A 21665-nucleotide genomic window follows, 5' to 3' on the forward strand; every position below is an offset into this window, starting at 1 on the left:
GGCTCCGTTAGGGATGGAAAGGGTGGGTTGGGAATTAAATTTGCCACATCGTTTGATGCGCGCTGACCGGATTGGTTGGCTGCGGCTAAGGATCACCGTCAGTCCGCTTGTCGAACACGCCCGTAACCGACTGGTTTTCTAGCAAACCGAGCGCGATCCCGTACATGACACTTACTCAGGATGGGTGTTCGCTAAAAAGGCCAAGACCGTTGCCGCCGCAGGGACGAGCGTGGCGGGAAGACAATATTCCTCGCTGCTGTGTAGGTTATCGCCTGTCACGCCCATGGTGTCGATGTTGCTCAGATTCATCGCGGCGAGCTTGCATCCGTCACACGCACCGCCGGTATCCTGCCACCGAATCGAGCGGCCGACGCTCTGTGCCGCCGCGACCACCTGTGCCTGGATCGCCACGAGCGCTTGATTAGAACACTTGGGGGGGGAATGGAGCATCCCGTTGAGTTCGACTTGATAGCCGTCGCCGTCAAATTGTTGACGAAGGGACTGCAGCTTCGTTTCGACGTTTTGCATCGCAATCGGATCGGTGACGCGCACGTTAAAGTGCACCGAGGCAGCATGGGGGACTCGGTTCAAGGGGCCTCCGCCGGCGATCTTGCCCACGTTCAACAAAACCCCCTCATTGGGGTTGTTGAGTTCAGAAAGCTTGGCCACGAGCTTAGCAAGGTGTACGATCGCATTGCGCCCCTGCTCGGGATTGCGGCCGGCGTGGGCCGAGCGTCCCCGGACGACCATGGCGAATCCGCCCGAGCCTTTGCGGGCCGCGACGAGGCTGCCATCGGGGAGTGTCGGTTCGAAGACCAAGGCCGCATCGAACTGAGGGGCCAATTGCCGCATCAAGGGTTCCGACGCGGTGGAACCAATTTCTTCGTCAGGATTGAGCAGAATCGAGACCCCCAAGTCAGGGAACAGACCGAATCGCAATCCCGCTTCGATGGCCAATGCGATCACCGCGATCCCCCCTTTGGCGTCGGCGGTTCCGGGACCGACCAAGCGCTCGGCTTGATGCACACAGCGAGTCGCTTCACGATCGCTGGGGTAAACCGTATCGTAGTGAATCATCAGCAAAACGCGCGTTTTGGCATCGGGACGATGATGCCACAACAATGCAGGTCCGGTCGCAGGGGCGTACCATTGGCCCGAATCATCGAGTAGCTTCATCGGGCCGAGCGGCACTGGGTCAAAGACAACGCCGAAGCTGCGAAAATCGTCACACAGCGTGTCAGCCATCGCTTGCAACTTGGCCACATCCATCGACCACGAGTTCTGGTTACACCAACGCTCGAGCCGCTCGGTTGCCGAGGCTTCCTGAGTGTGCATCCACTCGATTGCCGCTTGGATCTTATCAGACATCATTTTTGAGGAGCTGGATTGCTGGACCTAACGTGGATTGGATTAGCGGCGGTTTCCGCCGTGTTGCTGGGATGCTATGACGTTACCAAAAAGATCGCCGTGCGAAAGAACGCCGTGCCGATCGTGTTGCTTCTTAGCGTTTCGGTGGGGGCTGCGATTTGGTTGCCCTTCATCGTTTGGTCCGTGATTTCACCGGCAAGTCTGCCCCATCCCATTTTACAAGTGAATCCCTTGTCGCTACGCGAACATGGGTGGTTGTTTGTTAAAAGCGTGTTGGTGGGGGCGTCTTGGACGTTTGCCTTTTTCGCGTTAAAGCGACTCCCCCTGTCGATCGCCGCCCCGATTCGTTCGACCAGCCCGATTTGGACGATCGCCATCGCGGCGGTGTTTCTTCAGGAACGGCCCAGCGGAATGCAATGGCTTGGCATCGCCACCGTGCTGTTGGCATTCTGGGCATTCTCGGTAATTAGTCTTCGCGAGGGAATCTCATTTTCCCGTGATCGCGGCGTCGCGATGATGATCGTGGCGACCCTGCTCGGGGCCCTCAGTTCGATTTACGACAAGTTCCTGTTGCAGACGATTTTACTTGATCCCTCCACGCTCCAAGCATGGTTTTCGCTCTACTTGGTGCCGGTGATGATCCCGATGGCGGCAATTTGGTGGCGAAGTTCACGGAAAATGGAAGATTCGGAGCCCACGATTCACACGCTTTTTGAGTGGCGCTGGGCGATTCTCGGCATTAGCCCATTGCTGTTAGCCGCCGATCTCGTCTACTTCACTGCCTTGGCCGACCCCGAGGCTCTGGTTTCCGTGATCTCCGTGGTGCGGCGATGCAGCGTCGTGATTGCCTTTGTGTTTGGGATTCGAGCATTGGGGGAAGCGAACTTTTGGCCGAAAGCGGCTTGTATCGCGACGATTCTCTGCGGCGTCGCTTTGTTGGTCCTGGGAGCGTGAGGCAAAGTGTCGTGCTTTTCAGTCGAGCCGAATCCCCGTATCCTATACGGCACTGTGTCTTTCTGGGACTGATAACTCACGCCGAGTGTGGCTTCAGTTTCGTTTCAACCGAGTGACGTGACAAGCGAGCGGCAACCAACGTTGCTTCATGTTGATGAGCGAGATCCTGCTCTATTACAAACGTCCTGACCCAACCACTTGGGTGTACTTGTCGTCATTTTTGACGATTGGGTTGTTTTTCGTTTTCCACCGCTTTTGGAGTGTTCGCAATCTCGACATCGTCCTGTTGATTTTGTTGGCTCCCGGACTGTTGATGGTCCATGAGGGGCGCAGACGTCAGATTCAGGAATTTGAGTCCGAAGTCATCACCCATCGACAATCCGATCCCGAAATGGCCTCGTCCGACTCGTCTCAAGCGAGGACGCATCACGCCACCAGTCTTGCGAACACCGAGCCCATCGCCTTCGTCGACCACTCCGCCCCCGCCAACCCTAACGCGTCACCGGAGCCTCGCGACATCGATGCACTGCAGCGGGATTCTCAGCGGGATTCACGCGGCGCTAACATCTTGGTGGCACTGACACAGGCATCCGCGGTCGAGCGAGCCTCCGAAGAGGCGTCGGTGAAAGCGGAAGCGATTCCATCACCCGCCACCGATGCGCCCGCCACCGATGCGTCTGCATCAGCCGATTCCGCATCACCTGTGGCATCCATGCCCGCCGGCGATGCGGGCTCGAGCACTCCATCGGAGCACGCGGACACTTCGGTAATCGCTCCCGAAGACATCCGTCGTTACGGATTCATTAGTTTGTTTGTCGTTCAGTTTTTGCTGCTGATTCGCTTGTTACTCGACCCATTGATGGTCCGTCGTCCGTTGTTGGATCCGAACCTTTCCAGTGGCGGTTTGACCTTTATTGGGGTTTCGTTGTTCATTTTTATGATGGCGAACATTGTCGCAAGCACGCCACGCATTCAGATTGAACAAGGTCCCAAGCTTGGACCCGGTTACGCGTTGATGAACATGTTACCGGCGATTCCCACCCGGCCTGTGACCGATGCCCTGGCCGGTTCTGCGTCCGGTTCGGTATCCAGCAGCGAAAATGAATTGGATTCATCGCAACGGCGTCTTGCCACGATCGCAAAGGTATTGGCGATCCTGGCGCATGCGGCGATTGTTTTGGGCATTGTGTTGATTGGCAATTGGCATTTCGGCAACATGCGCGCTGGCGTTGGCTGTGCGACGCTCTACTTGCTGATGCCTTATACCGCACAAATGACGGGGCGAGTCGACCATGCGCTGCCCGCGGCGCTATTGCTATGGGCCGTGCTGTTTTATCGCAAACCACTTATCGCAGGCATTTTCTTGGGGCTTGCCGCCGGGCTGGTTTATTACCCACTGTTTTTGTTGCCGTTGTGGATCAGTTTCTATTGGCGACGAGGCGTTTGGCGGTTCACCATTGGAGTGGCCGTGATGCTTGGGCTATTGATGTTGCTGCTTTCGCTCGGTGGAATTGAAACGCTGGTCGATCACTTGCGGACCATGTTTGGGTTGTTCAAACCGGAAACGAAATCCAATATTTTGGGAGGCGTTTGGGGGCTGGGCTGGAATCCAATCTGGCGGTTACCGGTGATCGTCGGGTTTGTGATTCTTTGTTCGTTCTTTGCCGCATGGCCGGCTCAAAAGAACCTCGGCACGTTGATTGGTTGTTCGGCCGCCGTGATGGTCGGGGCCCAATTTTGGCACGGCTATGGGGGTGGACTCTATATCGCTTGGTTCCTGCCGCTGCTGTTGTTAACAATATTTCGTCCGAACCTACAGGACCGTGTCGCCTTGAAAGTTGTCTCGGATTCATCTGGTAGAAAACGACGCCCGGCGGCGTTGGGGGTAGATGCAGCTTGAAGGATCAAAACGCGAACTCGGGCCACGAACTGAGTCATGCAAGCGAAGCGCTTGCTCGCTATCGCGAACATTTAACGGAAATTCAAACCGAGCGTGAGCAGCTAAAAGGACGGGATCGCACCTACGGCACGATCCGTGTCGTGTTGTTTTTGTTTGCGATCGTGTTCTGGGTTGTGGGCTATTACGGCGACATCGTGATCGCACGGCCACTGGGCTGGGCTGCGTTTGTCGGTTTCATCGCGGCGGTGATTTTGAACGAACCAGTGCGCGATCGACTCGATGCACTTCGCCGCGAACGCGCTGTGTTTCGTCGTTTGGTGGCCAGGATCGAGCGAGATTGGGATCGCTTGGCCACCGCCAGCTTGTCGCGTCAACTCAGCGAAGTTCCGTTGCCCGTCGGACAACGGGATGCCGCTGCAGATTTAGATCTGTTGGGCCGTGCCTCCTTGTTTCATTTGGTCTCGATGACCGCCACGACTCCTGGGATCCGCACCCTTGCTTCGTGGTTAACCGGACCTGCCATTTCCAGCGAAGCGGTGGAGCGAACGCGCGCGATCGAAACGCTGGCCCCCTTGCGCGAAGAACGTCTTCGTTTCTACGTGACCGCGCGAAAGGTCGCCGAAAGCAGCGGCGATCCCGATCGTTTCACCACTTGGGCAACCGGGCCGCGTTGGTTGGCGTCGCGGAAATGGCTTTCGAGCTGGGCCAACCTTTCCGCGCTCCTGGCCGTGTCATTCCTGCTCGCAATGCTCGTCGGATTCACCGCGCTGGAATCCGCGACCTGGTTCCGAGTCGGTCTCTTAGGTTTGCTTGGCGTGGGTGTCATCAACGTCGCTCTGACCGGCGTCGTGCTTGGACCGGCCCATGCGATCTTTTCAATCGCGATGGCCAGCCGTGGTGCGGTTGATGATTATCGAGATCTGTTTGCCGCCGCCGAAAGTCTGCCGACGGATAACGTTTCCGCTAGCACGAAGCATCTGCAAGCGATTCGAGAAACGCTCGTCGCAGGTGATCGTTCCGCAGCCGAAGGCATGAGGGCGTTGCAAAAGGTCGCTGCGGCAGGATCGATGCGACAATCCGCGGCAACGTTCTTGCTCTACTTGCCGTTACAAGCGTTCGCCCTCTGGGATGTGCGAGTTCTAAAACGACTTGAACAGTGGCAAGAAACTTACAGTGACGTGGTGGCGGATTGGTTCGAGTCGCTCGGGCAATTTGAATCCTTGATGTCGTTAGCGGCCTTACGCGACGAATACCCAAGTTGGACCACGCCTCAGTGGAAGGATGGTCGCACGGATCGCTCCGTCGAAGCAATCGGCATCGGGCATCCGCTGTTACGCGATGATGCTCGCGTCCGCAACGATGTCACGGTCGGGCCACCCGGCACCTTGTTGCTCGTGACCGGCAGCAACATGTCCGGCAAAAGTACGATGCTACGCAGCATTGGACTCAACGTCGCTTTGGCGGGAACCGGGGCACCGGTTTGTGCGGAGCAGTTCTCGTTGCCTTCGATCGAATTAGCCACAAGCATTCGCGTCAGTGACAATCTCAGCGAAGGGGTGTCGTTCTACATGGCCGAGCTTCACCGCTTGAAACAGGTGGTCGATCACGCGCGTCGATTGGCTGACCAGGATGATCGTGTGTTGTTGTTCTTGCTCGACGAGATCCTACAAGGAACGAACAGTCGCGAACGTCAGATTGCCGTTGTGCAAGTATTGAGGCACCTCGTTGCGCTGGAGTCAGTTGGGGCGATCAGCACTCATGACTTGGAACTCGCGGATGAGCCTGAGTTGAATTCGATCGCCCATACGGTGCACTTCCGTGAAACCATTACCACCGGGGATGATGGAAACGATACGATGACGTTCGACTATCAAATGCGACAAGGTGTGTCGCCGACGACGAACGCATTGCGATTGTTAGAGATGGTAGGCCTAGGACCGAAGGCGTAGTTGTCCGCTGCGTGAGGTTCGCTACGTGAGGTTCGCTACGTGAGGTTCGCTACGTGAGGTTCGCTACGTGAGGTTCGCTACGTGAGGTTCGCTACGTGAGGTTCGCTACGTGGCTAAACCGTTTCGGATGCATTGATCGTGTTGATCAACATTCGCAATCGGCCCAACGCTCGGCGGTTGAAATGGAAGACCAAGCGGGGGAGATGAGCGAGGTCGGGTTCACCGCTTTCATCGGGTAGCGCCTTGGTTTGTTCGTAGGTTCCATCGACCAAAATGTCGGCAAATTGTTCGCGGATATTTTCGATCGCTTCGTCGCTCAACTTGCGTTGCAAGCGGAACACGAGTCGGTCGCGAACGTAACGCAAACTATGGTAAACGCGGTAGAAGCTCAGCATCTCTTGGATCGCTTCATCGACCGAATTGGTGATTTTGTAAAGACTCACGTCCTCGGGGCTGATCATTCCCGTTTTAAGCAGTTGCTTCTCCATAAAGACGCCCAGGTCTCGCCAATAACTGCCCTCTTTCGAATCGAGTAGCACGAGAGGCATCATCGTCTGTTTGCCCGTCTGCATCAGCGTCAAGGTTTCAAGCGCTTCATCGAGCGTCCCAAATCCGCCTGGGCAACAAACCACTCCGCTGCATTCTTTGACAAACATCAACTTGCGAGTGAAGAAGTACTTCATCGTGACAAGTTTTGCATCGCCTTGAATGTAGGGGTTCGCACTTTGCTCGAAGGGCAACATGATGTTCAGCCCCATCGATGCTTTGCGACCGGCGCCACGATGCCCGGCTTCCATGATCCCGCCCCCAGCGCCGGTGATCACCATCCAACCATGCTCGGCCATCCGACGCCCCAGTTCGACCGCACATTCATATTCAGGGTGGCCCGGTTGCGTTCGTGCCGAACCGAAAATGGTGACTTTGCGGCGTTTGCGATATGGGCGAAAGACCTTGAAGGCGTAGCGCAATTCACGCAGTGTTCGTGACAGGATCTTGAGGTCGCCGCGCGCAGTATTGTCTTTCTCTAAACGGTCGACCGTGTGTCGCATGACTTGCAATAAGTCTTGCGAATCGACTGTCGAGATCGGCTCGTCCGCCGGCTGAGGTCGTTGCAGTTCGTCTTCGCCAATCGCTTCGCTGGGCAGTGGTTCTTGATGCATAGGTCCTTCAATGTCTCTTTCAGAGATGGCAACAATCTAAGGAAAAATCGCTGGCGAAGCGTTGTTTTGCTTAGCCCGGCGAGAGCATGCCGATGTTTAGTGTAACGTCCCACGGCAATTCGAGGGAGACTTGCTGGTGACGGCGTGGACCCTCCCGTCGCAGGCGGGTTTTCTCTCGCCAGAGAACGATTCGTAGACCACCGGCATCCTCGCTCGTCGCTTGCCCAAGCGGGTCGCCAATCGGTGCCGCGACACGCGTGGGACCCTCCACTCAACGCAACTTGGCTAGGCCGCCTTGGCGATTTTCGGCGTGTCGACATTCACCAACGGTAAGGGGCGAATGCCGAGCAATTTGGCAACAATCACGGCGATGGGTGCCGCTGCGAAACTGAGCAAAGCGCCCATCTTCACGGAATCTTGCTCCATCCCCGCGGTGGTGAACGCCGCGACCGAGACGAACAAGGCAACCGTGAACCCAATCCCAGCAATCATTCCGAGGGTTACCACGTGGCGATAATCCATCCCCGCAGGTTTCTCGAGTTTCAAGGCCTTTTCGGCGAACAGCGTTAACAAGGTGATGCCAACCGGTTTGCCGATCAACAGTCCTGCCAGCACGACCCAGGTGCCCGTGCCCAGACTGCTCATCACCACGCCCGCGTTAGCGAGTCCGAATAGTCCGAGTCCGAATTCAACCGGGAGTTTCCAAAAGTGTTCGAATTCATTGAGTGTGTCATGCCGACCGCGTTCAGCGCGAGCATAGAATCCGAGGTCGGTATGTGCGTGAGGCATGAACGGGATGATCGGAACCAAGCCCAAGGCCGGATGAATATTGGCCTGGTAAAAGCTAAACCAGGAAATGATTCCCGGTCCGATCAAATAGGCCCAATGCGAATGGACTTTCGAGCGGCGGAGTTGCATCGTCAAAAGTACCGCACCGACGGTCAATAGCAACCATTCAGGACGGATTTCGGCTTGCGGATAGAATACCGCCAAGATGATCAATCCCGCGGCGTCATCGGCGATCGCAAGTAGCAACAAGAACGCAATCGCGGGATGGCTCGCCCCAAAAATGAACCGTGCGATCAAGTAGCTAAAGGCAATGTCGGTCGCACAAGGGATCGCCCATCCTCGGCCCAAGGAATCATGAGTTCCGGTGAAATAGGTTCCCGCGATGTAAACGATCGCGGGCCCCAGGATTCCGCCTACCGTGGCAAGCAGCGGAGTGGCCGCTTTCTTAGGATTGGCAAGCGAACCGCCGGGCAACAAGGATTCCCATACTTCCTTTGCCGCAATCGCAAAGAACAATGCCATCACAATATCGTTGACAAAAAAGTGCAGCGTAAAGCCATGCGAATGTGCTTCGGCGGCAGTCTCATGTCCGGCGCTAGGAGCATGGTGAAACAGCGAAAGCAAATCAAAGTTAATAAAGGCTTGATAGCTGCTGGTGTGAACGTTAGCCCAGATCAAAGCCGAAACCGCACCTGCGATCAGCAAGAAGGAATTGTCGATCAGTTTGCGAACGAGTCCGCGTTTTTCTTGTTGCCCAGACATATAACCACGCTGTCATCGATGATGAGTCGATTTTGAGTTTGAAAGATAATGGTGAAAAGTGACAGACCCAAGAAAGGTGGCTGCCCGAAATCAAGCGTGGGTCACTTTTGGAAGTGCGACTTCATTTCGTTCCATTGCTTTGTTGTCAAAATCGGAGGGCAAATCGGACTGTGACGTCTGTTCCGATCAGTATATCGGTCGGGAGGGGGGGGCAGGCCAGAAAAGGGCGGACTTTCCGCGGTGATGAGATTGGGCAACGAATCGTCGACGTCCGCCCGTGTCCGACGATCATGCTCGTCCGGCAATCGCTGAGAATTTGAGCATAGGGAGAGCTTGGCACGAATCTCAATCAAAGCTGCCGCCGCAAACAGGGCAAGCCGAAGGCGTCCGTGGTTGACGGGAATCGGCGACGCCTTCGGTGTGCCATTAAACTTGGAAAGATCGGCTTAGCTGTGGATTAGCGAGTCGATCGGAGCAAAGAGAAGCAGCATGCCTGCGGCCTCCCTATCGCGACGCCCGCCATGCCGCGGGCAAACCTCCGAGATTGGTTTACTGCTTCGTGGGTTCCGCTGGGGGCTCCGCTGGTTTTACTGGCTCCGCTGGTTTCGCTGGCGTTTCCGCTTCGCTTTCTAATGCGGGTGGTGTTACCTCAGGCATGGCGGGCTTCATCACTTCATGCTGCTCTGCTGACTCCGCTGGGGGCGACTGCGCGGCGGGTTGATCGGTCTTGTTGTCGCATCCCGCTACCATTAGTAATGCACCACAAAGCACGCAAGCAAACGTAAAACGTTTCATCTCAAACTCCATGTTCGTGTATCCATTTGACATCGCAGCTGCACCACCGCGGCGACCGAAACCTTTTCGGCCTTTTGAGTCGCAGTGATATTCTGCGCCGAGCCTGTTTGGCTTCAGGTGGCGGTTGCAACAGCATGTCTTGTGCCGAAGCCCGTCGAGACGCACTGAAATGTCGCGGCGGTGTCGCTCTGGATTCGCGTTTACAAACGGCGCAGTGTTTGCATTGCCAGCGTTAGCATCGGTTTTGTTTTGGCTTGCACGCTCAGCAAGAAACGGCCTGGTAAGCGAGAGTCGGCCGAATTTGCGACGCAACCCAATGTGCGACAACGTCACAAGTGACTTGCCAAACGTGTCATCGCGCACCAACGCGAGTCGTCGTGAGGGGCGCCCGCGATCGGAGGTGCACTGAATAACAATCCCTCTGATGACTCCGATGCAGCACCTCGAATCATCAAACGGAAAAAATCATGAGAGCGATGGTCTTGTCGCAAACCGCTTTGCTGAGCGATGAGCCCGAGCCGCTACACTGTATGGAGCTGGACACGCCACAGCCCGCCGAAAACGAATTGCTGATTCGTGTCGCGGCGTGTGGGGTTTGTCACACCGAGCTCGATGAAATCGAAGGTCGCTTGACTCCATCACGCCTACCGATCGTGCTCGGGCATGAAGTGGTGGGCCGCGTTGCCGAGCGAGGCTCCCAGGTCACCCGTTTTGATATCGGAGATCGAGTTGGGGTAGGGTGGATCCATCATTCCAGTGGCACGCCCGCCGAGAACCTCTCGCCACAGTTCGCTGCGACCGGTTGTGATGTCAACGGCGGCTACGCTGAATTCATGACCGTACCGGAAACCTATGCGGTGGCGATCCCCGACCGTTTCAGCGATGCGCAGGCCGCGCCGCTAATGTGTGCCGGCGCGATCGGATACCGCGCGTTGCGGTTAACGGGACTTCGTGATGGCGAGCCGCTCGGCTTGATGGGCTTTGGAGGCTCGGGACATCTCGTTTTACAAACCGCGAAGCATCTCTTTCCAAACTCGCCCGTGTACGTATTCACGCGAGAGGAATCGGTCCAGCGGTTCGCATGCAAATTGTCCGCAGATTGGGCGGGAGGCATCGACGCGACGCCCCCGCAACCGTTGAACGCGATCATCGACACAACGCCTGCCTGGAAACCCGTGGTGGAATCACTGAAAAAACTTCACCCCGGAGGCCGTTTGGTGATTAACGCGATTCGTAAGGAAGACGCGGATAAAGAGGAGCTGTTGAAACTAAGTTATCACGAGCATTTGTGGATGGAACGCGAGATCAAGTCGGTCGCAAACTTAACGCACGCGGACATCGCCGAGTTCTTGCCGCTCGCCGCAGCGATCCCGATCCTCCCCGAAGTCACCCTTTTTCGGCTCGAACAAGCCAACGCGGCTCTACGCAACCTGCGACGTGGACAAATCAAGGGTGCCAACGTCTTGGTTGTGGCGTGAGCCCGTATTCGCGGCGCGGTCTGCGTTGGCATGATCGACGCGGTGTCACGGTTGGGTTCCGTGATTTGACGTCCTACTCAAATGCGTCGTCGCACGCGTATTCAAATCGCGATCGATTAGGGCTCACTCCTTTGGCATTAGCTCTCGTAGTGGTTTGGGAAGAATCGCTTTGATATCGGCGATTTCACCTTGGCTGACATGTCGGCTGAGGATGCTCAAGACGGCGCGGGTCAAGCGTTCGGGGTCGATGCTCGAATCGTTAGGAAACTCATGTAAAACATGCTCGAAGAACGCTTGTTGGGATCGGTCTTTGACGGGAGCATGGCTTGGTTGCCAGCCTTCGAAAAACATACCGCGAATCAAGGTCGGCAATTGTGCCGAGACGTCGGCCATTTCGTGAAGCGTCAAGCGATCGCGAAGCGCATGTAAAACGACGCGCAACGCATGATAGGCTTTTTGAGCATCCTGCCACTGTAACTCGACCATCAGTTCGCTGACCCAGCGTTTCGTTTTCTGCACGGTCGTCGCAAAGGCGGGAATGTTGCTGCGTCCTTGTTTCGGCTTCGCTTTGGTGCTCGCGTTGCCTTCGTCGCGCTCGGTGCCCTCATCGCCGGTGTTGAAGACAATATAGAACTCCTCGACACCGTGCACATTGCTGTAGATGGAGGTGCCATTCATGATTTATGTCCTGGGAGCGAGGAAATCGGGAGGACTTGTGGAACTATCGATTCTATTCCTAAGCAACCTAAGCAACTGGTGGGCCACAAAATGGGAACGTCAGAAAAGAAAGCGACTAAGAGGGCAAAGTGTGGAGTGGCTTCGCATGGCTGGGGTGACTCGATCACGATGCGTGCGCGTTTCGCTGCACCGCGAAGCAGCCATTTTATTGCCGGTGGCGCGTCGTTTGCTTTGCAGCTTCTTCAGCTAACCACGGAGAACTTCAACGATGACTGACTCAAATGAGCTCGAACATCCCTGGCTTGTCGCTGTCTGGCCTGGCATGGGACACGTTGCCCTGAGCGCGGGGTACTACTTGATGTCGAAACTGGGGATGAATCAATTCGCCGAGCTTTCCTCGGCAGGTTTGTTCGATATCGATGTGGCGATCGTGCGAGACGGGTTGGTCCAGAAGCCGAATCGGCCGCAGAGCCGTTTGTTCGCTTGGAAGGCGCCGCCGGGCCAACGAGACGTGATTGTCTTTATCGGTGAAGCGCAGCCGCCGTTGGGCAAGTATGCATTTTGTGAACGTCTGCTCGACCTTGCTCGCGAGTTGCGTGTCGAGCGAGTTTTCACGTTTGCAGCGATGGCGACCGAGATGCATCTTGGCGATGACGCGCGAGTCTTTGTGGCGGCGACGGGACAACCGCTGCTCGATGAACTCGCCAACACGAACGTTCATCGGCTGGGCGAAGGGCATGTCGGAGGGCTCAACGGCGTGTTGCTTGCTGCGGCGATTGAGAAAGGAATACCGGGGATTTGCTTGCTCGGCGAAATGCCTCACGTGTTTTCACAAATGTTGTATCCCAAAGCTTCCTTGGCGGTGTTGCGCGTCTTTGTCGAGTTGGCAGGGATTGAATTGGATTTTGCCGAACTCGCCAAACACGCCGAAGCGACGGAGCACCGTTTGGGACAATTGATTGCCGAGGTGCAGCGGCGACTTGAGGCGGTCGAGGACGAAGATACGGGCGAAGGAGATAAAACCGGCGGCGAGCCGTGGCAGTCCGAACCGACCGAATCGGGGATTTCTCCGGAGGATGAACGACATCTCGAAACGATGTTCGATGCTGCCAAGCAAGATCGCTCCCGAGCGTTTGAGTTGAAAAGCGAACTCGATCGACTCGGCGTGTTTGAAGACTATGAGGATCGCTTTCTCGATTTGTTCAAAAAGGAGGATCCCGGAGCGTAGCTTTCGTCGTTTCCCTTTCCCGATTGAAGCGATCGCGGCGAGTTCGACAATGCGGCGGTTTGCAAGCGTTTCCCAATCGGGGCGTGCGGTTGGCTCACCACTGCGGCTCAACGTTCGGTGTCAATGATGGGCCATTGGGGACCTGCAATGGTATCCGAGGGGGCGGCGGGTGTGCATCCCCGCGCAGATCGCACCGCTTCGACGGGAATTGAAAAGAAGGCTCTGCGAACGCAAAGCAAATCAGATGAATCACAAACACGGGAATTACATCCTCACAGGAACAGCGTTTGCACTATTTGCATTTCTAAAATGCTCATTTGAATAAGGAAAATGTGATGGCGTTCAAACGATTCACTCGTGACGACTTGGACCGCTTGATCGCCAGCGTGGGCGGTCCACATCTGAGTTTGTACCTGCCCCCGCCTCCCTCGATTAACGCCGCAGACCAAGATCGAATTCGAATCGGTAATGTGGCGCGAAGTGCCCAAGAATCGCTGGCAAAGCATTGGATGTCCGAAGCAGACGCCGCCGGCTTTCTGGGGCCGCTACGCAAGTTGGCCAACACGCCGGCGCTTGCGACTCCCCGCACCCACGGGATTGCGGTCTTTCTGCAGGGTGATTCACTCGAGACGTTTCGTGTTGAAAGTGCGGTTAAAGAACATTGGACCATCGCACGTGCGTTTCAGGTTCGCTCCTTGCTACCAAGTCTGGGACAGCTCGAGGCCTATAATGTGCTCACGTTGAGCCAAAAACGAGTCGCTTTGTTCGCGGGCACGGTTGACGTGTTGGAGCGGAGGAGCGTTCCCGGGTTGGAGGAGAGTTTCGAGCAGTTGCAGGACTCATTGACCGCCGAGCCACAGCTCCAAGCCCATTCGGCCGCTAGTAGCATGCGGGGTAAACAGGGCGGCAAACAGGGCGCGGTCTTTCATGGGCAAGGCGGGCTGCCGGACTCGGAAAAGAAGGACTTTGAAAACTATTTAAAACGGGTCGATGATGTCGTCTGCGGCTACTTGCGGCAATCTCCTGCTACGCCGCTGATTCTAGCGGGAGTGGATTCGGTGACAGCAACGTTTCGCTCGGTTTGCCGGTACGATTCGCTGCTCGCCGATTCGCTCTCGGGTAACGTCGATCATCTCTCGGCCGATCAACTTCGGATGCGAGTGGCCGATATTGTCACGGAGGAAAACGGACGCCAGCGCGAGCAAGATGCCTCACGAATTCGCGAACATGACGTGCCCACCGCGACCGAGTCTGAACGCATTTTGATCGCGGCATTCGAAGGCCGTATCGACACGTTGTTCATCGACCGAGACGCATCGCTTCACGGGATGTTTATGGTCGATCGCGGTATCTTGAAGGAGGTGCATCACGCACCGACAGGTGACCCCGCCGACGAGAGTCATGATTTGATCGAGCTGGCTGCCGTGCAAACCCTCAAAACCGGCGGCACGGTCCATGCGGTGCCAACCGACGCGATGCCGGTCGCGACCACCATGGCCGCGGCCCTGCGGTTTTGAATCGCGGAAAATATCGCTCCGCGGTCGCCAGCAAATCCGTCACGCTGCGGCCGCCTTTTTGCGACCAGAACGTATCACGCTCGATGCAATGATTGCGATTCCGATGGCGTGGCAGCTTTGGTCGCGTTCCATCCCCTCTCGATTTGCAACGATCATTGTTTCACTCGGAGAAATTTTCCATGAGAACGTCATTGCTAGGCATGGTTTTACTCGTTTTGTTTTCGGTTGGATGCCGACCCGATTCAAAATCGGGAAAGGGATTCACGTTACCCACCGGCGATATTGAACGCGGTAAACAAGCCTTCACTCAACTGCAGTGTCATGCGTGTCATACCGTTTCGGACGTGACGTTGGAGCCGATTGAAACGGACCCGAACCAAACCATGGTTTCGCTCGGGGGCGCTAAGACGCGAGTGCAAACCTATGGAGATCTCGTCACGTCGATCATCAATCCATCGCATCGCTTCGCTCAGGGGTATCCAAGTGAAGACGTGGCCATCGATGGCACCTCCAAAATGCGCAGCTACAACGATGAGATGACAGTCCAGCAACTCATCGATCTTGTCGCCTTTTTGGAATCGCACTATTCAGTAATCCAATACGATCCGACCCCCTACGCCCCCTATTACCACTTGTAGCACGTTTCATCGACCGTTCAATCGCAATTCAAGCTCGAGGCACTTTCGATGCAGAACACGGAACCGGAACGACGGATTGCCTGCGTGGGGACCTTCCCGCCTCGTCAATGTGGGATTGCGACCTTTACTCAAGACCTTTGTCGGGCGATTGAAAGTCGAAACGATTCGGGACGGCATTGTCATGTGCTCGCGATCAATGACCGCGCCGAGCGATATGATTATCCCGCGAGCGTGCGGTTCGAAATCCGCCAACAACAGCCATCCGATTACCGTTTGGCGGCGGATTTTGTCAATATTCGCAACTGCGAAGTCTTGCTGCTGCAGCATGAGTATGGAATCTTTGGCGGAGATTGTGGCGAGCATTTGTTGGGCTTCCTGCGGAATGTGCGGATGCCGGTGGTGACAACCTTGCACACGGTGCTACCGGACCCATCGCCACAAATGCGAAGAGTGACGGAAGCGATCATCGAACATTCTGACCGCCTCGTCATGATGAGCGAACATTCCGCGGCTTTGCTGCGTGATGTTTACAAGCTTTCCAACGACAAAGTCCGGATGATTCCGCATGGCATTCCGGATTTGCCATTCGTCGATTCGAGTTTCTACAAGGATCATTTTGGCGTCGAAGGGCGAACGGTGATGTTGACGTTCGGTTTGCTTTCGCCAGGAAAAGGAATCGAGTATGCCATTGGGGCGCTACCCAAATTGATCCCCCAGCATCCTGAACTCATTTACGTCATTCTGGGTGCGACCCATCCTCATGTTTTGCAAGATCGTGGAGAAGAGTATCGCCATCAACTGCAACATATGGCCGAAGATCTAGGCGTGTTGGATCACGTGATGTTCATCAACCGCTACGTTGATTTGGCGGAACTGTGCGAGTTCTTGATGGCCGCGGATATTTATGTCACGCCTTCGCTTGCAGAGCAACAGATCGCCTCAGGCACTTTGGCCTATGCGCTCGGCGCCGGCAAAGCGGTGGTCGCGACACCTTATGTTTATGCCAAGGAATTATTAGCCGAGGAACGTGGTCGCTTGGTGCCATTTCGTAATGCGGACGCGATCGCTCGCGAAGTCGGTTGGTTGCTCAGCAACGAACAAGAACAACAAGCGATTCGCAAACGAGCCTACCTGTATAGCCGCCAAGCGGTCTGGTCCGAGGTAGCGCAGCGCTACTTGGAGGTATTCGACGAGGTGATTCATCAACCGTCGGTCGCCACTCGGCGATACCATGCGTATCGCGCGGATGCCACGTCACCACTGCACGCGGTTCCCGAAGTGAATGTTGCGGCGCTGCACTCGATGACTGATGATGTGGGGATGTTACAACATGCGAGGTTCACCATTCCCGATCGCAACCACGGATATTGCACCGACGACAATGCGCGGGCGCTGGTCGTCGCGCTGCAATCGTATGAATTGACCCAAGACGACGCGATGCTGAAATTAGCGCGGACGTACCTGAGTTTCGTGCATCATGCGTTCAATCCAAATGCCGCTCGGTTTCGCAACTTCATGAGCTACGATCGCAGCTGGAAAGAGGAGATCGGTTCGGAAGATTCACACGCGCGAGCGTTATGGGGACTCGGGTCGGCCGTCTCGTTGGCGCGACACGACGGGTTCCGGGCGCTCGCGCTCGATTTGTTTGACCGAGCGGTCCATGTGACCGCCGATTTCACCTCGCCGCGAGCTTGGGCGTTCACGTTGGTCGGTCTGCATGCGTACCTCCGCCGCTATGGCGGCGATAGTGACGTCAAGCGGATTCGCGAGAGTCTGGGCAACCGCTTGTACGACCAATTCCTGGCCAATGCTCAAGACGATTGGCCGTGGCCCGAAGACACTTTGACCTATTCGTGTGGCAAAATTCCGCATGCGCTGCTGTTGGCCGGCCAATGGATGCAACATGGCGGAATGATCGACATCGGACTTCGTTCACTCGATTGGTTACTGAAAATTCAGACCAGCGAGGGCGGGCACCTTTCATTGATCGGTAACCAAGGCTGGTTTCCACGCGGCGGTGCGAAGGCACCGTTTGACCAGCAACCGATCGAAGCCCATGCACTGTTGGAAGCGTGCTTGGAAGCTCACTCGGTGACCCAGGATGACCGATGGTTTGTCGAGGCTCGACGTTGTTTTGATTGGTATCTCGGACGCAACGATTTAGGGATTCCCATCTACAACTACGAGACCGGTGGCTGCCGTGATGGTCTGCACGAAGAAGGTGTCAATGAAAATGAAGGTGCCGAATCGACGCTGGCTTGGTTGTTGTCGGTGCGGGCGATCCGAGCGGCAAAGTTAGTTGAGCAGATCGGGCAGAGCGAAACTTCAGCGGAGTTCGCAACCGATCAAGGATAGTCTCTTTTTTCATCGCCACCCCAACAATCCGTTTTTGGCCGCAGGGGTTTAGTCGTACCAATTTAGATTGCCCGCACCGTTTAATCCCGTACCTTTTCATATCGTGTGCAACCCGGCGGCGGATCGTCTGAAGAACCGGGGGGACGTTATGGTTTGTCGCAGGGATGACCATCATGGTTTGTCCCATTGGAATTGTGCACGCTCCGCGGACGGTGACTCGCTGCGGATATACTACGGGGGCAGCCGATACTTGCATGGCAGTACCCACCGCCATGCAAGTATTATTCGATTGGCTTAACGAACAAGTGACTTAACGAACAAGTGACTGACGAACAAGTGACTGACGAACAAGTGACTGACGAACAAGTGACTGACGAACCAGTGACTGACGAACCAGTGACTGACGAACCAGTGACTGACGAACCAGTGCGATCGGATTGGAAGAACGATCTGTTGTTGAACCATACATGCCAATGGCGATGGAATGAATTTATGGATGCAGTTCGTTTAGTAGTTTTTCCAACGACACCACGGCGACACCGGTCACCGAGTCGGACATGGCGTAGGGGATGAACAAACAATGATGGTGGGCGAGCGCGCCACAGGTATAGACGACATTGGGCACATAGCCTTCGCGTTCTTGTTCGTTTGGTGCAATCAGCGGTTCCTGCAAGGAGCCGATCACACGCAACGGATCATCGCGGTCCAACAACATCGCCCCAATGCAATACTTTCGCATCGGACCGACGCCATGGGTTAACAATAACCAACCTTCACTGGTTTCGATCGGTGATCCACAGTTTCCGATTTGCATAAACTCCCAAGGTTGTCGGGGGGCCCGTAGCATCTCGGCCGTTTCCCAGAACTGAATATTGTTGGAAAACATCAGGAACAGATTCTCGCCGTCGATTCGTGAACTCATGCAATAGTGTCCATTGACTCGCCGTGGAAATAATGCCATCCCTTTGTTCTGGACGACAGGGCCGTTGAGGGTATGAATTTTCAAATGGTGAAAGTCGCAAGTCTCCATCAATTGGGGTAAGACGTGAGTGCCGTTGTAGGCCGAGTAGGTTCCGAAATACCGCACACTGTGGTCGTCGTCGATGAACCGTACCAACCGCAAATCTTCGATGCCCATGCGGTCGTTGTCGCTCTGGGGAAAGACAACCAGCTCGGAAATATCCGCATCTTCATCGAGGCTAAGTTGATAGTTTTCGCGTGCCAGCCAGGTCATATTGTCGGCCGTTTCGCCGAGTAAATACAGGTCGGGATATTCGGCGTGGATATGTTCGATGGCGTGCTCAAGTTCGACCATCGTAAATGAATCGGGCAATCGATTCATGACTAAATCCATTACCGATTCATCTACGACCACTTCGCACAACTTGCGGCGAAACAACGCTTTCTCGTATCGACGATCGGGTGATAATCGCATCCGATGTTGATGGGCCGCGGGCGGATCGAATTGAATGTGATGGCGGGGACCGATCGTGCCCGTTCGAAACACGATCGATGACACATGCCCTTCTCCGGTCGCGCGCAAACTCATAATGAATCGTAACGATTCTTCGTCGACGCCGGATTGGTCGGGATGCAAAACGATCGAAGGATTGAATAGAGCTGCCGATGCAAAGGCGTACTCCATCGTGAAATAGGCGCCGATCAACCGTTGTCGCGATGGTGTGAACTGCGCGAGTTCGGGGACGAGTTGAAGCGCTTGGCGAAAGTGATCGGTCCATTCGGAAAGCATGTCTTTGTGCCGCGCAGCAAATTCGGCTTGTACTTGGCGGAGGATCACTTGTACGCCCTCATCGGAAAGCTCGCTAACCCGATGGCAAACGCTCCGCACACGGGCTTCCCCACCGGGAAAGAATGGCCGCGTCACGACCCAGCGATCATCGGCGGTGAACTTGACCGACAACCGTTGTACCAACGGACTGTCGCATGTATCAGAAACAGTTTCAGGAATCATGGATGATGACTTCGCCGAGGGGAGAGCAGTTGGGTGCAGAGGATTGGCTCGCCAATCGGTTCGCCTGCACCGCCATACGCAAGGCTTCGCGGCTATGGAGCTCGGTGAGGCGGCGTTGGTGAGATGGCTCGCTGATACGTTTGAGTTGATCTTCCATCAACGCTCGCACCAACTCGCCGTAGCGGTTCATTTTGTCGCTGTCCTGGCCCGTCGAGATACGAATACGGCGATCGACGGGGAATGCTTCATGTCGCCCGTGACAGACGCGTTGTTCGCCAAAGTATGATTCAAGGAGGTCGAGCGTCGCGTCGGGGAACAACGCGACAAGTTGTGCTTCGTCCGCATCGCTGACGATTGCATCGAGACTCAACCGCGTTGGAATCCAGCCATGCAGCGTGACGTCGCCGCGTTCAAAGACAATCCGAATCTCTTGTCGATCCATGCGGGCGGTTTGATGAAAGCCGTGATAAAAATTAACCAGGATCTCATCGCGATAACGGACACAGCACTGGACTTGATCTTCCTGCGCTCGCGGTTGCCGCAGGCATCGTTGGGCCGCTACAACTTCGCCGTTGCCGAGCCAGCTCGCGAACAGATCAAAGAAGTGCACTCCATGTTCGACAAAAATGCCGCCGCTTTTCTCGGGATCCCAAAACCAATGGTCCGTCGCGAGTTGTTCGTCGGAGGCGTAGTTCTCGAAGTAGCCATGTAGCGGTTTGCCGAGGATTTGGTTGGCGATCAGTTTGCCGACGCGGTCGGCCAGCGGATTGTAACGCTGGATCAGATTCGCCACCACAATCCGGTCGCTCGCCTTAGCAAACGCGATCATTTCATCGGCTTGAGCCAAGGAAAGCGCGAGGGGTTTTTCGCAAACGACATGCTTGTCGGCCGTTAGCGCTGCGATCGCATGGCGATGATGCAAGAATGGGGGCGAGGCGATGTAGACCAAGTCAACGTCGGGCCGCTGACAAAGCGAATCGACGCTGGGAGCGTCAATCAAACCAAAGTGTTTAGCGGCTCGCTCGGCGGCTGCTCGATTCGGATCGGAGACCGCGATTAAGTTCACATTCGGTATCTTCGCATATTGCTGCATGGCGTAGAATCCGAATCCACCACATCCGATCACACCGATTCCTAACTCGCCCATCGTTTCCTCGTTCCATGCTTGGGGTTACCGCTCGGAATTGTGATTCACTCGCCTGGGTCGCGCGGTGGGCCATTCGCGATCATCGCTCACTTCCAATTGCTCCAACACTTCGTTGGCATCCTCGTAGCTGTGATACGGACCGGGATCAATCAATTGCCCTCCTTGGGTGGCAGCAGCATCCTCGGCAGATTGCCCGGTGATCAGTTCAATCACTTCAAATCCATCTTCGACTTCGATAACGGCAAACGAATGCATGACAGATCCTTGATTGAAAATGCGACCACGTTCGACTCATCCCATGATGAAGCGGTGGTTGATGATTTGGTGGACATCGACGGGAAACCGCTCCACATCTTTTCTGCGGATCCAATCGCGATAGTATCGATCGAGCGATTGCAAAATGTCGCGTCGACTGACGATGCCAAGCAGGTTTTGATCCTGAACTACCGGAAGATGCCGATAGTGATGGCTCGTGAAGATCGAGGTGAGTGCAAAGAGGTCGGTTTCGGAGCCGACACAGACCGGATGCTTCTTCATGATCGTCTCGGCTCGCTGCGGCGGACTTGGGCTGCCGTAGAACAACTCGTTGCTCATGAATTCCAGACAATCACTTTCGGAAAGAAAGCCCAACAACCGTTGATGCTCGCCTTGCGAATCCACGACTGGAACGCTCGACAATTGATGTTTGAGTAGAAAGGTAACAATCTCGTCTAACTTCATCGCCGGACCAATCGTCTGGATATGCGAAGTCATGATTTCCGCGGCGTTGGGAGCGGGTTCGATATTCATGGCGTTCGCCTTTCATCCGGCGGGATGCAGTTCAAAATTCGACCAGCCTAAACGAGCAAAAACCGCGCCCAACGGATGACCACGCGGCACCGCTCCGAGATCACCAACGCGAACGCATCGCAGCGAGGATCGATTGGCGTTTTTGGAGAGCGTCGTGGAAGTGGTAGAGACGATCGTCGTTGCGGT

The 21665-nt window shown here is 55.6% G+C and carries 17 protein-coding genes; 8 read left to right on the plus strand and 9 right to left on the minus strand.

Annotated elements, in window-relative coordinates; all coding sequences use genetic code 11:
* Window positions 1–171: 171 nt before the first annotated feature.
* On the minus strand, window positions 172–1371 hold the full coding sequence (locus tag Pla52o_RS13350) for a hydrolase (RefSeq protein WP_146595086.1): 1200 nt from the start codon (window positions 1369–1371) through the stop codon (window positions 172–174).
* 15 nt (window positions 1372–1386) lie between these two features.
* Here Pla52o_RS13350 and Pla52o_RS13355 point away from each other — a divergent pair, with 15 nt between their 5' ends.
* The 3 genes from Pla52o_RS13355 to Pla52o_RS13365 all read left to right on the plus strand — a co-directional run bounded on the left by Pla52o_RS13355 (window position 1387) and on the right by Pla52o_RS13365 (window position 6171).
* Window positions 1387–2322, plus strand: coding sequence for a DMT family transporter (locus Pla52o_RS13355; protein WP_231612311.1), 936 nt, complete (start codon window positions 1387–1389; stop codon window positions 2320–2322).
* A gap of 148 nt (window positions 2323–2470) precedes the next feature.
* Window positions 2471–4222: a hypothetical protein gene (locus tag Pla52o_RS13360; RefSeq protein WP_146595087.1), complete on the plus strand. Its 1752-nt coding sequence runs from the start codon at window positions 2471–2473 to the stop codon at window positions 4220–4222.
* Entirely contained in the window at window positions 4219–6171 is a 1953-nt protein-coding gene (locus tag Pla52o_RS13365) for a MutS family DNA mismatch repair protein (protein ID WP_146595088.1), read from the plus strand. The genes Pla52o_RS13360 and Pla52o_RS13365 overlap by 4 nt, the downstream gene beginning before the upstream one ends.
* 113 nt (window positions 6172–6284) lie before the next feature.
* Here Pla52o_RS13365 and Pla52o_RS13370 read toward each other — a convergent pair whose 3' ends face one another.
* The 3 genes from Pla52o_RS13370 to Pla52o_RS13380 form a co-directional block, all read right to left on the minus strand.
* Window positions 6285–7331 carry an LOG family protein gene (locus tag Pla52o_RS13370; protein WP_146595089.1) on the minus strand — a complete coding sequence of 349 codons (1047 nt, stop codon included), beginning with the start codon at window positions 7329–7331 and terminating at the stop codon, window positions 6285–6287.
* A 285-nt stretch (window positions 7332–7616) separates the two neighbouring features.
* The gene (locus tag Pla52o_RS13375; protein ID WP_146595090.1) at window positions 7617–8882 is read right to left on the minus strand and encodes a Na+/H+ antiporter NhaA; all 1266 of its coding nucleotides are present in this window, start codon (window positions 8880–8882) and stop codon (window positions 7617–7619) included.
* A gap of 549 nt (window positions 8883–9431) precedes the next feature.
* Window positions 9432–9677, minus strand: a complete 246-nt coding sequence (locus tag Pla52o_RS13380) for a hypothetical protein (protein ID WP_146595091.1) — start codon at window positions 9675–9677, stop codon at window positions 9432–9434.
* A gap of 467 nt (window positions 9678–10144) precedes the next feature.
* Between Pla52o_RS13380 and Pla52o_RS13385 the strand changes: the two genes are divergently transcribed.
* Window positions 10145–11155 carry an alcohol dehydrogenase catalytic domain-containing protein gene (locus Pla52o_RS13385; protein WP_146595092.1) on the plus strand — a complete coding sequence of 337 codons (1011 nt, stop codon included), beginning with the start codon at window positions 10145–10147 and terminating at the stop codon, window positions 11153–11155.
* 123 nt (window positions 11156–11278) lie between these two features.
* On the opposite strand, the gene Pla52o_RS13390 is transcribed toward Pla52o_RS13385, so the two are convergent.
* Window positions 11279–11833, minus strand: coding sequence for a DUF2267 domain-containing protein (locus Pla52o_RS13390; RefSeq protein WP_146595093.1), 555 nt, complete (start codon window positions 11831–11833; stop codon window positions 11279–11281).
* A gap of 268 nt (window positions 11834–12101) precedes the next feature.
* On the opposite strand from Pla52o_RS13390, the gene Pla52o_RS13395 reads away from it, so the two are divergent.
* From Pla52o_RS13395 to Pla52o_RS13410, 4 genes are all read left to right on the plus strand, one after another.
* Entirely contained in the window at window positions 12102–13061 is a 960-nt protein-coding gene (locus tag Pla52o_RS13395) for a PAC2 family protein (RefSeq protein WP_146595094.1), read from the plus strand.
* 335 nt (window positions 13062–13396) lie between these two features.
* Window positions 13397–14578 (plus strand): baeRF7 domain-containing protein, encoded by a 1182-nt coding sequence (locus Pla52o_RS13400; protein ID WP_146595095.1) that lies wholly within the window; start codon window positions 13397–13399, stop codon window positions 14576–14578.
* 179 nt (window positions 14579–14757) lie between these two features.
* Window positions 14758–15216, plus strand: a complete 459-nt coding sequence (locus Pla52o_RS13405) for a c-type cytochrome (RefSeq protein ID WP_146595096.1) — start codon at window positions 14758–14760, stop codon at window positions 15214–15216.
* Window positions 15217–15264: 48 nt separating this feature from the next.
* Window positions 15265–17571, plus strand: coding sequence for a glycosyltransferase family 4 protein (locus tag Pla52o_RS13410; RefSeq protein WP_146595097.1), 2307 nt, complete (start codon window positions 15265–15267; stop codon window positions 17569–17571).
* A gap of 490 nt (window positions 17572–18061) precedes the next feature.
* On the opposite strand, the gene Pla52o_RS13415 is transcribed toward Pla52o_RS13410, so the two are convergent.
* Genes Pla52o_RS13415 through Pla52o_RS13430 form a run of 4 tightly spaced genes read right to left on the minus strand, consistent with a single transcriptional unit; the run spans window position 18062 to window position 21479 of the window.
* Complete coding sequence (locus Pla52o_RS13415) at window positions 18062–19543, minus strand: glycoside hydrolase family 130 protein (protein ID WP_146595098.1); 1482 nt, start codon at window positions 19541–19543, stop codon at window positions 18062–18064.
* Complete coding sequence (locus Pla52o_RS13420; protein WP_146595099.1) at window positions 19533–20690, minus strand: Gfo/Idh/MocA family protein; 1158 nt, start codon at window positions 20688–20690, stop codon at window positions 19533–19535. Before Pla52o_RS13420 ends, Pla52o_RS13415 begins: the two co-directional genes overlap by 11 nt.
* A 24-nt stretch (window positions 20691–20714) precedes the next feature.
* A complete protein-coding gene (locus tag Pla52o_RS13425; RefSeq protein ID WP_146595100.1) occupies window positions 20715–20945 on the minus strand; it encodes a hypothetical protein in 231 nt (76 codons plus the stop codon).
* 36 nt (window positions 20946–20981) lie between these two features.
* On the minus strand, window positions 20982–21479 hold the full coding sequence (locus tag Pla52o_RS13430) for a CBS domain-containing protein (RefSeq protein WP_146595101.1): 498 nt from the start codon (window positions 21477–21479) through the stop codon (window positions 20982–20984).
* Window positions 21480–21665: the final 186 nt, after the last annotated feature.

Origin of the sequence: Novipirellula galeiformis (assembly GCF_007860095.1) — a bacterium.
GTDB lineage: Bacteria > Planctomycetota > Planctomycetia > Pirellulales > Pirellulaceae > Novipirellula > Novipirellula galeiformis.

Bases quoted from the DNA above. Each gene is read 5' to 3' on its own strand.
- Pla52o_RS13350 (WP_146595086.1), bottom strand. From the start codon at position 1,371: ATGATGTCTGATAAGATCCAAGCGGCAATCGAGTGGATGCACACTCAG.
- Pla52o_RS13360 (WP_146595087.1), top strand. From the start codon at position 2,471: ATGTTGATGAGCGAGATCCTGCTCTATTACAAACGTCCTGACCCAACC.
- Pla52o_RS13370 (WP_146595089.1), bottom strand. From the start codon at position 7,331: ATGCATCAAGAACCACTGCCCAGCGAAGCGATTGGCGAAGACGAACTG.
- Pla52o_RS13375 (WP_146595090.1), bottom strand. From the start codon at position 8,882: ATGTCTGGGCAACAAGAAAAACGCGGACTCGTTCGCAAACTGATCGAC.
- Pla52o_RS13380 (WP_146595091.1), bottom strand. From the start codon at position 9,677: ATGAAACGTTTTACGTTTGCTTGCGTGCTTTGTGGTGCATTACTAATG.
- Pla52o_RS13385 (WP_146595092.1), top strand. From the start codon at position 10,145: ATGAGAGCGATGGTCTTGTCGCAAACCGCTTTGCTGAGCGATGAGCCC.
- Pla52o_RS13390 (WP_146595093.1), bottom strand. From the start codon at position 11,833: ATGAATGGCACCTCCATCTACAGCAATGTGCACGGTGTCGAGGAGTTC.
- Pla52o_RS13395 (WP_146595094.1), top strand. From the start codon at position 12,102: ATGACTGACTCAAATGAGCTCGAACATCCCTGGCTTGTCGCTGTCTGG.
- Pla52o_RS13400 (WP_146595095.1), top strand. From the start codon at position 13,397: ATGGCGTTCAAACGATTCACTCGTGACGACTTGGACCGCTTGATCGCC.
- Pla52o_RS13405 (WP_146595096.1), top strand. From the start codon at position 14,758: ATGAGAACGTCATTGCTAGGCATGGTTTTACTCGTTTTGTTTTCGGTT.
- Pla52o_RS13410 (WP_146595097.1), top strand. From the start codon at position 15,265: ATGCAGAACACGGAACCGGAACGACGGATTGCCTGCGTGGGGACCTTC.
- Pla52o_RS13415 (WP_146595098.1), bottom strand. From the start codon at position 19,543: ATGATTCCTGAAACTGTTTCTGATACATGCGACAGTCCGTTGGTACAA.
- Pla52o_RS13420 (WP_146595099.1), bottom strand. From the start codon at position 20,690: ATGGGCGAGTTAGGAATCGGTGTGATCGGATGTGGTGGATTCGGATTC.
- Pla52o_RS13425 (WP_146595100.1), bottom strand. From the start codon at position 20,945: ATGCATTCGTTTGCCGTTATCGAAGTCGAAGATGGATTTGAAGTGATT.
- Pla52o_RS13430 (WP_146595101.1), bottom strand. From the start codon at position 21,479: ATGAATATCGAACCCGCTCCCAACGCCGCGGAAATCATGACTTCGCAT.